The organism is Formosa sediminum (genome assembly GCF_007197735.1).
GTDB lineage: Bacteria > Bacteroidota > Bacteroidia > Flavobacteriales > Flavobacteriaceae > Formosa > Formosa sediminum.
The window spans coordinates 545393-557613 of sequence record NZ_CP041637.1 but is presented as its reverse complement, the minus strand read 5'-3'; the positions used below and the strand labels follow the sequence as shown (position 1 = coordinate 557613).

The window sequence follows — 12221 nt, the reverse complement described above, 5'->3', positions numbered from 1 at the left end:
TAATTATTACTGATTTCTTGAATAGATACTCACATATTTTCAAAAAAATCAAATTATGGTTACATTGCAACCGTATTTAGAATGCAAAAATAACACTAAAAAACGTCTTACCCTTGGCAAAAAAAACGAAAAAAGAAACGCCGTTAATGAAACAGTATAATGCAATTAAAGCAAAGTATCCCGATGCTTTATTGTTATTTCGTGTAGGCGATTTTTATGAAACCTTTGGGTCTGATGCGGTTAAGACGGCAGGCATTCTAGATATAACCTTAACCAAACGTGGTGCTGGGAGTGATAGTGAAACCGAATTGGCAGGATTTCCGCATCATTCTATAAATACGTATTTGCCAAAATTAGTAAAAGCCGGCGAGCGTGTAGCGATTTGCGACCAGTTAGAAGACCCTAAACAAACAAAAACTATAGTAAAACGAGGTGTTACCGAATTAATTACACCAGGAGTATCGCTTAATGATGAGGTGTTAAAATCGAAATCGAATAACTTTTTGTGTGCGGTACATTTTGGGAAAACCAATATCGGAATTTCGTTTTTAGATATTTCAACAGGAGAGTTTTTAACATCGCAAGGCAATGAAGAGTATATCGATAAGCTGCTTCAAAATTTCAATCCGAGTGAGATTTTGGTCTCTAAGCAGAAACGCAAACGATTCAGTGAAACATTTGGAGACGATTACCACGTATTTCATATAGAAGATTGGGTATATCAAACTGATTATACCAATGAAACCTTATTAAAACATTTCAACACTAAAACATTAAAAGGGTTTGGGGTTGAAAATTTAGAAGACGGCATAATTGCTTCTGGTGCCGTATTGCATTATTTAGGGGAGACACAGCATAATAAATTAGAACATATTACGTCTATTTCGCGTATTGCAGAAGATGATTATGTGTGGATGGACCGTTTTACCATGCGTAATTTAGAGTTATACAACTCTACCAATAACAATGCGGTAACGCTGCTTCATATTATAGATAAAACCATTTCGCCTATGGGCGGACGATTATTAAAACGATGGTTGGCCTTACCATTAAAGGATGCCGAAAAAGTTAAGCAGCGTCACGAAGTGGTTAATTTTCTAACACAAGAAAAAGAGACACACCAAAAAATACGTCAGCACATTAAACATATTGGCGATTTAGAGCGTTTAATTTCTAAAGTAGCAACTGGAAAGGTGAGTCCGCGTGAGGTTATTCAGCTTAAAAATTCGTTAGAAGCTATAGTGCCTATTAAAGCATTGGCATCTCAGTCGGCTAACGATGCATTAAAGATTATAGGTGATAAGTTGCAAAATTGCAATGTGTTACGCGAAAAAATTAAACAGACTTTAAACGAGGAGGCTCCTGTGAATGTTTTAAAAGGACATACGATTGCTCAGGGATTTTCAACCGAATTGGACGAACTTAGAAATTTATCGACTTCTGGGAAGCAATATTTAGACGATATGTTAGCGCGTGAGAGTGAACGTACCGGAATTACATCCTTAAAAATAGCATCAAATAATGTGTTTGGGTATTATATTGAAGTGCGTAATACTCACAGAGATAAAGTTCCTGAAGAGTGGATTAGAAAACAAACTTTAGTTAGTGCTGAGCGTTATATTACTGAAGAACTTAAAGAATACGAAGCTAAAATTTTAGGTGCCGAAGAACGTATTTTAGCTATAGAACAACAATTGTTTGCCAATTTGGTGTCTTGGATGAACCAGTATATTAAACCGGTACAACAAAATGCGTTTTTAATTGGACAATTAGATTGTTTATGCGGATTTGCACAATTGGCAACCGACAATAATTATGTGTACCCGGTATTAGACGATACCTTCGATTTAGAAATTGTTGAAGGGCGTCACCCTGTAATTGAAAAGCAATTACCAATAGGCGAACCATATATTGCAAACGATGTGTTTTTAGACCGTTCGTCTCAACAAATAATCATGATTACGGGGCCAAACATGTCTGGTAAATCGGCTATATTACGTCAGACGGCTCTTATAGTTCTTTTGGCTCAAATTGGAAGTTTTGTACCTGCAAAATCGGCTAGAATAGGTGTGGTAGATAAGATATTTACTCGAGTAGGAGCGAGCGATAATATCTCTATGGGAGAGTCTACCTTTATGGTTGAAATGAATGAAACGGCTTCCATTCTAAATAATATGTCTGAGCGTAGCTTGGTGTTGTTAGATGAGATAGGTAGAGGAACCAGTACTTACGATGGGATTTCTATTGCTTGGGCCATTAGTGAATATTTACATGAACACCCTGCAAAAGCTAAAACCTTATTTGCCACGCATTATCACGAGTTAAATGAAATGACAGAGACCTTCCCACGGATTAAAAATTATAATGTTTCTGTAAAAGAATTAAAAGATAATGTGTTGTTTTTAAGAAAATTGGTAGAGGGCGGTAGTGAACACAGTTTTGGAATTCACGTGGCCAAAATGGCAGGAATGCCACAGCAAGTCTTACATCGTGCCAATACTATTTTAAAGAAATTAGAAAAATCGCATTCTAGTGAAGAGCTTACAGACAAGGTAAAAACCTTGTCGGATGATTTGCAATTAAGTTTCTTTAATTTAGACGATCCGTTATTGGAGAATATTAAAGATGAGATTTTAAATACAGATATCGATACCTTAACACCAGTTGAAGCTTTAATGAAATTAAATGAAATAAAACGCATGTTAATTAAGCCTAGTAAAACTGTGAAAAGTTGATTTAATTGGTGTTGATTTACAGTAGCTTAAAAAATATTTAAAATTATTTTTAAAAAAAGCTTTGAGATACCAAGAAAAGTCCTAAATTTGCATCCGCAATAGCAATGTTGCTACGTTCATTAAACACTACGCGAAAGTAGCTCAGGGGTAGAGCATCACCTTGCCAAGGTGAGGGTCGCGGGTTCAAATCCCGTCTTTCGCTCTATACTGTTCTTATTTATTGAAAAATATACCAAATGCTGAAGTGGTGGAATTGGTAGACACGTTGGACTTAAAATCCAATGGGTAGTAATGCCCGTGCGGGTTCAAGTCCCGCCTTCAGTACAAAAGCCTTTATCGAAAGATAGAGGCTTTTTTATTATTAATTTCAGTTTCTATCCGTATAGATGTTGTTTTAATTCAAATAACATACCGCGCAGAAGTGGTGGAATTGGTAGACACGTTGGACTTAAAATCCAATGGGTAGTAATGCCCGTGCGGGTTCAAGTCCCGCCTTCTGTACTAAAAGCCTTTATCTTAATAGATAAAGGCTTTTTTATTTTGTAAAAGTAGTGTTTTAGTCTATTTTTCTAATTACTTTGAATGTTGTGAACTAGCTTTGTTAGTGTGCTATTTAAGTGTTTTTAAACCTGTTTAATACATTACTTGTTTTTTTGGTGAAATTTGATATTCAATTAAGTGATGTCACTTCCATTAGGCTTGACATATATGCTTATAACTATGGTTCAAGAGGGCAGTATGGTGCTATATATGTAGATTTAAAAGAAGCTTATGAATATAATAATGATTTAGCTGCGGGGTATAATTACTTTGAAAATCAGACTGATTTTGGTTTTACAGAACCTACGCTAACTTTTGAAAGACCATTGTTTACATTTAATACTAAAGAATCAAAACAGTTTTACAACACTTTAGATTGGATTCCGAATTTTAATATTTCACCAAACACATTGAATAATTTGAAGGTGTATTAAGGCGATCATGATAAAATTAAATTATTCATTAACGGTATGAATAAAAATGGCGAAGTGTTTTTTGAAGTTGTAGATGTACCTGTTAAAGATCATTTGTAGTATATTATTTTGAAGCCAATAACAATAATAATATACTACACTATTTTATCGTCCTAAAGGAATACCCAGTGCAAATGATAGTCTAAATTTTTCTGTGCTATTTACCCAGCTTAAATCCAAATCTATTGGGCCAAGTATAGAGTTATAAGAGAATGTAGTACCTAGAGATACAAGGTTGCTAGTTTCCAAATTGTCTTTCCATTCTCCAGTGGGGGAAAATGCATTTTTAGAGAAATCAGAAAAATCATCAAAACCAACAGAAGCGATATTAAAATGAGGTGTAACATACAAATTTTTAATACATTCATATTGTACGGCAATATTGGCGCCCATAAATTGAGTTACAGGCAGTTCGTCTTCAAGTAGGCCATAAAATTTGTAATTGTCTCTACGGGTACGTCTAATATTTCCTCCAATATAATAGTTGGCCCCATAACCTAATTCTTGGTATGATGCATCGTCAGATTCTACGTCGTCTAAAAATGTAAATCCAACATTTCCACCAACTAATACACTTAGTTTACCATTTATTGCAATTATGTTTTTTAGGTGAAATCTTAATTTTGTAAATCCAGTTAAATGTCCAGATTCATTGTCTCTAATAGATCTGTCGTAAAATTTAGCGTTTACATTATTATAAAAAGCTCGTCCTAAGCGGGTTTCAATGTTTAACCCTTTTGAAGGGAAAAACACTTTATCTAAAGTGTTGTAAGCATATTGTCCATATACCTCTGTAGTTCTTAGTTTGTAATTTATAAGGTTAAAAATGTTATTAGCGATATCAGGATCGGCTTCGGGTTTTAGACTTGTATTTTGATAGCTTAAACCTACTCCGATAAAACTTTTTAAGGTATGAATGTTTTTATTAATAGAGTTGTCTATTTGTAAGTATTTATAATTCATTTCATCTACAGATTCTCCACTTATAAAAACATCTTGATCTAGTTTAACCCCAAAAATTTCAGATCTAAACCAAAAATCTTTATTGTTCCCAAATATCTTTTGATACTGTACCTTAAATTTAGGTTGTTCAGCAATATCTATTGTAGTCATTAAACGCGAAGAGGCTCCGATTATGTTTCTGCCAGTGTAGTTTACTAATAGTCCTACACCTCTGTAATTATCAAAATGTCCAGCTAATTTAATTTGATTAAGTGCTTTTTCTTTAGCCGTAATCTCTACACCGGTAGTTGCCCCATTTATAATAGGGTTGGTGTATATAGAACTAAATAAATTGGTTCCGAGAATTCTATTAATATGGTTTCTGGCTTCGGCTGTAGTATATTCTTGATGGGGTTTTAGATCGGAACGACACATTACCAAACGCAAATTGTTTTTACTAATGCCTTTATATATAATAGTGTCTACGCTTACAACTCTGTCCATGTTTGGCTTTTGGTGTGTTCTTTGTTTGTAAGGTTTTAACATTTCGGCCAAGGCAACAAACTTATCTTCATTGTCGTGTACTGCTTTTTTTCCGTCTTGATAAATTATATCAGTTTTGTCAAAATCACTAGATGTAAACTGTAAATTAGGAACGTTATCAATTAAAATATCGCAATCTTGTTTGTTTTTTTCGGTAAGAATTTTACTAGAAATCATACCGGTTTGAAAAAGCACATTTTCTAGATTATCTAATTCCTTTTTTTTGCGTAATCCACCACTAACTTCACTTCCGATTATAAAATCTGCTCCCATTTTTTTTGCAACATCTACAGGAAAATTATTTAAAACACCTCCGTCTACCAATAATGTGTTTTCATATTCTACAGGTTTAAAAACGCCAGGAATAGACATGCTTGCGCGCATTGCAGTAGTTAAAGAGCCTTGAGATATAAGCAGTTGTTCACCATTAACAATATCCGTGGTCATAGATCTAAAAGGGATAGAGAAATCGTCGAAATTGTTAATATTATAAACAGGATAAGTTAAGACGCTAAAAAAATCTCTTAAATTCTGATCGTTTAATATTGCTACTAATGGTTTTATTTTTCCATTTACAATTTCAAAATCTAAGGAGTAGCGTTCAAATTCACTTTTTTCCTCATTACTTACATCTTTTATAGACACATCACCAGTAAACAGGGCATCCCAATCTGTTGTTTTGGCGAGTTCTGCTATTTCGTCTCCTGTATATCCAATAGCATATAATCCGCCTACAATACTTCCCATACTTGTGCCCACTATTAAATCAGGAACAATGCCTAAAGAGTCTAATTTTTGTAACGTTGGAATGTGAGCGACTCCCAAAGCACCACCTCCACTAAGTACTAATGCTACTTTAGGTTTTTCTTTATCTTGGGCATGACCTACAAGAACCCACATAAAGCAGCTTAAAATTATAAAGAATTTACTGAAATTATTCATTTGAGGAAGGCTAGTTGTTAGTTAGTGTAATCTATTAATTTACGCAAAAATAGCCTAAATTTGCTTTTAAACTATATGATCAACATATAGAAACCATCTTAATTTTGTTTTATGTTATTAGAGTTAAATCCATCTATCTTTAAAGTTAATAAAAAATGATCTTTTAGAATAATTTAGCTTTTAGGTCGTTTTGTTAATGCTAAGAGGATTAATAAAGTAAAAAGCACTGACATTATTTTATTGCATAAGATCAATTCCGGATAACACTTAAGTTAAACGCATTTTAAATTTTAAACTTGAAAAAAAATACACAAAAAAAGAAGAAAAACTGGATTGCCTTAATTATAAAAATAGGTATAGCAGGTTTTATATTATTACTTCTCTTTATTGGAAGCATTTATGTTGGATTGTGGGGTAAAATACCGTCTAAAACTGAGCTTTCTGATTTAAAACAAGCAGAAGCTAGTCTTATATTAGATAATAATAAAGCCTTATTGGGTAAATACTTTGTGTTTGATAGGAGTATAATTGAATATAAAGACATCCCACAATATCTTATAGATGGGCTAGTTGCTACAGAGGATGCTCGTTTTTATGAGCATGAAGGTATTGATTATCGTAGTTTTTTTAGAGTGTTTTTTAAAAGCTTATTACTTCAAGACGATTCTGCTGGAGGTGGTAGTACCATAACCCAGCAATTAGCTAAAAATTTATATGGAAGAGATAAGCATGGTATTTTATCACTACCAGTTAATAAAATTTCTGAAATGATTATTGCTTCACGTATAGAGGCTATATACGATAAAAATGATATTTTAACCTTGTATTTAAATACAGTACCTTTTAGTGAAAATACTTTTGGAATAGAAAGTGCATCTCAACGTTTTTTTAATAAAACAACACACGAACTTAGTTTGTCTGAAGCTTCTACACTTGTCGGAACATTAAAAGCAAATCATAGTTATAACCCCAGATTGTTCCCTGAACGTAGTCAGTTTCGTCGCGACATTGTTTTACAGCAAATGGAAAAATATGGTTATATAGATAACGCTACACGTTTAAAAGAGAGTAATTCGCCTTTAAAAATAGATTATCACAAATTTACCTACAACGAAGGTTTAGCTCCATATTTTAGAGAACAAGTACGTAAACAAGTAACCCGTGTTTTAGACAGTATTAATCATACAGATCAAACGGATTATGATTTATATACAGATGGCCTTAAAATAACTACCACTCTAGATAATACAATGCAAGAGTATGCCGAGAAAGGTATGACAAGCCATATGGAGCGTTTGCAAGTTCAATTTGAAAATGCTTATGGTGCCTCTGCGCCTTGGCTGAAAAATGAAGCATTAGTAAATGAAATTGTAAAGAAATTACCAGAATATAAGCGGTTAAAAACCAAGAAGCTTACTGAATCTCAAATTATGGATTCACTCAGAAAAAAATCGAAGAAACCTATATTTACTTACGAAGGAGATACTATAGTTTCATTATCTACAATAGATAGTTTAAAACATTATTTAAAGTTTTTAAATGCAGGTTTTGTTGCAATTGAGCCTCAAACAGGAGCTGTTAGAGCATATGTTGGTGGTGTAAATTTTGAACATTTTAAATATGACCATGTTACTATGGGTAAACGTCAAGTTGGATCTACCTTTAAACCTATTGTTTATACTGCGGCTTTAGAATCTGGCATGGAGCCTTGTACTTATTTTTCTGTGAAAGAAATTACCTATACAGATAAAGACGGTTGGACTCCTTCAAATGCTTCTGATGAAGAACAAGACCCTTATATGAACTATTCGTTAGAAAAAGCTTTAAGTAGATCTATAAATACGATTGCTGTTAAAGTAATGGAAACTGTAGGTATTAATCCAGTTATAGCACAAGCACGTAAAATGGGAATAATTTCAGATTTACCAAAAGTACCATCTTTAGCATTAGGAACTGCCGAATTATCGCTTATGGAGCTCACTGCAGCTTATACCAGTTATGCAAACCAGAGCATCCCTTCAAGACCCTATTTTATAGAAAAAATTGAAAATAAAGATGGTAAAATATTATATCAGTATAAACCAAAAGCACCATTAGAAGCCGCGTTCTCAGCTCGTACTCGCGAAATCATGATACAATTTATGAAAGCAACCATAGACGAGGGTACAGCCACAAGAATGCGTACTACGTATGATATAACTAACGATATGGCAGGAAAAACAGGAACAACACAAGATAATCGCGATGGTTGGTTTATGAGTATTACACCACATTTAGTAATGGGTTCTTGGGTTGGTAACGATAATCATCAAATTGGGTTTAGTAGTACGGGTATTGGTCAAGGTGCCAATTCTGCTTTACCCATAGTTGCTAATTTTTTAAACCGATTAAATAAAGATTCAGATTTTAATAACATTACAAATGCCAAGTTTAATTCGCCATCTCAAGACGTTTTAGAAGCTTTAGATTGTGAGCCTGACAAACGCGATGGTTTTTTTAAACGTCTTTTTGGAAAAAAGAAAAAAGAGAAAGTATTTGGAGAATAGGTGCTTATACATACAATGTTTCATATAAAAACTTAGCGTATAAATATTTTATATTTTTGAGGTGAAATATTAATTAAATCGACAGACATGTATCAAGCAAACGATAATAGATATAACAGCATGATCTATAGAAGGTGTGGAAAAAGCGGATTGGTTTTGCCATTACTTTCATTAGGATTATGGCATAATTTTGGCGATGTAGATACCTTAGATAATGGAAAGCAAATGTTGCACACCGCATTTGATAATGGAATCACACATTTTGATTTAGCTAATAATTACGGACCGCCTCCTGGGAGTGCAGAATCTAATTTTGGCAAAATTTTAAAATCTAGTTTCTTGCCATATCGAGACGAGCTTATTATTTCTACAAAAGCTGGATATAAGATGTGGCCTGGTCCTTATGGAGAATGGGGATCTAAAAAATATTTGGTGTCTAGTTTAGATCAGAGTTTGAAGCGTATGGGTTTAGACTATGTAGATGTGTTTTATCACCACAGACCAGATCCAAATACGCCTTTAGAAGAAACTATGTCTGCATTAGATTTAATAGTTAGACAAGGTAAAGCATTATACGTAGGGATTTCAAATTACAGTGCCACAGAAACCCAAAGGGCTGCTGAAATTTTAAAAACATTAGGCACACCATGTTTAATTCATCAGCCAAGATATAGTATGTTAGATCGCTGGGTAGAAGATGGATTATTAGATGTATTAGAACAAGAAGGCATAGGGGCAATTGCATTTTCACCTTTAGCACAAGGGTTATTGTCGGATAAATATATAAAGGGTATACCAAAAAACTCAAGAGCTTCAAAAGCAACAGGGTTTTTACAAAAGGAACATGTAACTCCTGAAATCATGGATAAAGTTGTACGTTTAAATGCAATTGCAGAATCTCGTAACCAGAGTTTAGCACAATTAGCTATAGCATGGCTATTAAAAGATGATAGAATAACGTCTGTATTAGTTGGGGTGAGCACAAAATCTCAATTATTAGAAAATTTAAAGACCTTAAATAATTTAGAGTTTTCAGATTCAGAATTGAAAGCTATAGCCTCGATTTTATAATGATAACAGAAAAATAATAAGGTATTCAATTTAGGCATTCTAACCAAAACGTTATTAATTATGAAAAAATCACTCGTTTACATGTGTTTACTTGTTTTAGCATTAGGTTCTACAGTAAGTCAAGCACAAAATATTAAATTACCTACCCCAGAGTTTCAACAGATTTACTATCGGCTTTAAAACCTAGTAAGGATTTAGGAGTGTCCTCAGATATCACATCTAAAGTAGAATCCGAAAACAAAAGTTTTGTAAGTGATGTCGTAGATATTATGGGAAGTTCAGACGACGATGATACCAAAAAGTCTAAAATTCTTAATCGTAAGAAAACTCATGATGGCATGGTAAGTAAAGCTTTTGGAGATGATAATGTTTTTTCATCCTATAAAAAGAAAGTAGATGCTAAAATCCAGCCGTTTAAGTGGAAATATAAAATGGCGAGCTTAGTGTTTTAAATATAAAAATCCCTTGTAAAAAAATATTACAAGGGATTTTTTTGTCTCTAACTCAAGAAAATAAATTATTTTCCTTGAATAGCAGTATTTGCGTCGTTAGCAGCTTTTTTAGTTGCATTTTTAGCATCAGTAGCGGCACCATCAACAGCATTAGAAGCATCATTTACAGCTTTGTCAGCAGTATTTTTAGCATCAGTAGCAGCACCATCAACAGCATCAGATGCATCTTTTACAGCACCTTCTGTTGCGTCGGCAGCATCATCAATTGCTTCTCCAGTTGCATCTACTGCATCATTTACGGCATCTTTTGTTGCGTCGGCAGCATCATCAATAGCTTCTCCGGCATCTTCCATAGCACCTTCAGTTGCATCAGCAGCGTCGTCCATTGCTTCTCCAGTTGCTTCAACAGCATTGTCTGCTTTTTCTTTTACGTCTCTACAAGATGTGAAAGTTGTAGCTAAAGCAAACACTAGCGCAGCACTTAAAATAATTTTTTTCATAATTTGAATGTTATAGTTATTGTTAATTTTCAAGGGCCAAGTTAATAACTTATTAGAAATCATCATATTTAAAATGTTAATTTTTTCTAATTTTTAGTTAAAAATATGAATTATTAAACTTTTTTGCTTAAATGCGTTTTAATTGTATTTACAGCACCTTTATTTTTATTAATATATAAAGCATTTTTAGCTCCAGCTGTTTTTCTAACATTTTCATCTTGAGTTAATTGGTTAATTACTTGATTTAACTGGGTTTGGTTACTAATAGAAAATAAGCCTTTATGGTCTAACATGGCCTTGGCCTCAGGAAATTTTTCAAAATGATTTCCAATGATTATAGGTATTCCAAACACAGCAGGTTCTAAAGTATTGTGTAAGCCTGTTGTTCCAACTGCTCCACCTACATATGCAATATCTGCATAATTATAAATTTTTGTTAGTATGCCTATAGTGTCTATAATAAACACTGTGGCTTTAGATATGGTGTTCATATCGTATTCTGAATAAAGCACCGTATTTACCTTTAAGTTCTGTTTTAATTGATGGATCTGATTGGATTTAATATTGTGTGGTGCTATAATAAATTTCACATTTACGGGAGCTTCATTATTAATATAGTTTACCAATAATTTTTCGTCTTCTGGCCAAGTGCTTCCGGCTACAAGGCAGAAGTTGTCTTGTTTAAATTGGGCGATAAAATTTAAGGTGTTATCTATTTGTAGCTGACTAGAAACTCGATCAAAGCGAGTATCTCCAGAGATGCTTACGGAGTTGTAATGAATAGCGTTTAAAAGATCTTTAGAGCGGGCATCTTGTGTGAAAATATGCTCGAATGCAAACAGCGCATTTTTCATAAAACCACCATAGGCTTTAAAGAAAATTTGTTCTTTTCTAAATAGTGCAGATATTAAAATGGCTCTTGCTTGTCTGCGTTTTAATGCGTTTAATAAATTGGGCCAAATATCATATTTTACAAATACAGTCAGTTCTGGATGTACCAGATCTAAAAAAAGTTTAGCATTACTTTTAGAGTCAAGCGGTAAATACACAACACAATCTGCAATTGGAGAATTTTTTCTTATTTCGTAACCCGAAGGGGAAAAAAACGAAAGCACCACTTTATGTTTGGGGTATAAAGTTTTAATGGCCGAAAATACTGGTAGTCCTTGCTCATACTCTCCCAAAGAAGCACAATGAAACCAAAGCGTTTTATCTGTAAGAGCTATTGTACGTTTTAAAATTTCAAAAGTTTCTTTACGGCCAATAACGCCAGATTTAATCTTTAAATTGAATAAACCAATCACCTGAAGTAAATAATGCGCTAGGAATATGCCGATATTGTATAGAATTCTCAAATCAAAAAGCTTTGAGACAAAAATAGGATTTCTTTGTCATAATATGATTGGTAAACGTTCCTGATTTTCGTAAATTCGTGTGCTTAATGTTCCAAAAGGATTTATTAATTTTCATGGTTTAT

8 protein-coding genes and 3 tRNA genes are annotated in these 12221 nt (G+C 33.5%); 8 read left to right on the top strand and 3 right to left on the bottom strand.

What is annotated here, in order from left to right; all coding sequences use genetic code 11:
• Window positions 1-113 precede the first annotated feature (113 nt).
• The 5 genes from mutS to FNB79_RS02540 all read left to right on the top strand — a co-directional run bounded on the left by mutS (window position 114) and on the right by FNB79_RS02540 (window position 3709).
• The gene (gene mutS, locus FNB79_RS02560; protein WP_143379808.1) at window positions 114-2735 is read left to right on the top strand and encodes a DNA mismatch repair protein MutS; all 2622 of its coding nucleotides are present in this window, start codon (window positions 114-116) and stop codon (window positions 2733-2735) included.
• Window positions 2736-2865: 130 nt separating this feature from the next.
• Window positions 2866-2937, top strand: a tRNA-Gly gene (locus FNB79_RS02555).
• Between the two features lie 36 nt (window positions 2938-2973).
• Window positions 2974-3059 (top strand) — tRNA-Leu (locus FNB79_RS02550).
• Between the two features lie 91 nt (window positions 3060-3150).
• Window positions 3151-3236 (top strand) — tRNA-Leu (locus FNB79_RS02545).
• Between the two features lie 155 nt (window positions 3237-3391).
• Window positions 3392-3709: a hypothetical protein gene (locus FNB79_RS02540; RefSeq protein ID WP_143379807.1), complete on the top strand. Its 318-nt coding sequence runs from the start codon at window positions 3392-3394 to the stop codon at window positions 3707-3709.
• A 144-nt stretch (window positions 3710-3853) separates the two neighbouring features.
• On the opposite strand, the gene FNB79_RS02535 is transcribed toward FNB79_RS02540, so the two are convergent.
• Window positions 3854-6133 (bottom strand): patatin-like phospholipase family protein, encoded by a 2280-nt coding sequence (locus FNB79_RS02535; RefSeq protein ID WP_185967831.1) that lies wholly within the window; start codon window positions 6131-6133, stop codon window positions 3854-3856.
• A gap of 338 nt (window positions 6134-6471) precedes the next feature.
• Here FNB79_RS02535 and FNB79_RS02530 point away from each other — a divergent pair, with 338 nt between their 5' ends.
• The 3 genes from FNB79_RS02530 (at window position 6472) to FNB79_RS02520 (ending at window position 10244) form a co-directional block, all read left to right on the top strand.
• Window positions 6472-8721 carry a transglycosylase domain-containing protein gene (locus tag FNB79_RS02530; protein ID WP_246073316.1) on the top strand — a complete coding sequence of 750 codons (2250 nt, stop codon included), beginning with the start codon at window positions 6472-6474 and terminating at the stop codon, window positions 8719-8721.
• Window positions 8722-8841: 120 nt separating this feature from the next.
• Window positions 8842-9792, top strand: a complete 951-nt coding sequence (gene mgrA, locus FNB79_RS02525; protein ID WP_394345109.1) for an L-glyceraldehyde 3-phosphate reductase — start codon at window positions 8842-8844, stop codon at window positions 9790-9792.
• Between the two features lie 200 nt (window positions 9793-9992).
• Complete coding sequence (locus FNB79_RS02520) at window positions 9993-10244, top strand: hypothetical protein (protein WP_143379803.1); 252 nt, start codon at window positions 9993-9995, stop codon at window positions 10242-10244.
• 65 nt (window positions 10245-10309) lie between these two features.
• On the opposite strand, the gene FNB79_RS02515 is transcribed toward FNB79_RS02520, so the two are convergent.
• Together FNB79_RS02515 and FNB79_RS02510 are read right to left on the bottom strand one after the other, a co-directional pair.
• Window positions 10310-10744 carry a hypothetical protein gene (locus FNB79_RS02515; protein WP_143379802.1) on the bottom strand — a complete coding sequence of 145 codons (435 nt, stop codon included), beginning with the start codon at window positions 10742-10744 and terminating at the stop codon, window positions 10310-10312.
• Between the two features lie 113 nt (window positions 10745-10857).
• Window positions 10858-12099, bottom strand: a complete 1242-nt coding sequence (locus FNB79_RS02510) for a 3-deoxy-D-manno-octulosonic acid transferase (RefSeq protein WP_143379801.1) — start codon at window positions 12097-12099, stop codon at window positions 10858-10860.
• Window positions 12100-12221: the final 122 nt, after the last annotated feature.

What these genes read in the sequence shown, in the direction of transcription:
- FNB79_RS02535 (WP_185967831.1), bottom strand. Translation starts at nt 6,133, where the DNA reads ATGTGGGTTCTTGTAGGTCATGCCCAAGATAAAGAAAAACCTAAAGTA.
- mgrA (WP_394345109.1), top strand. Translation starts at nt 8,842, where the DNA reads ATGATCTATAGAAGGTGTGGAAAAAGCGGATTGGTTTTGCCATTACTT.
- FNB79_RS02515 (WP_143379802.1), bottom strand. Translation starts at nt 10,744, where the DNA reads ATGAAAAAAATTATTTTAAGTGCTGCGCTAGTGTTTGCTTTAGCTACA.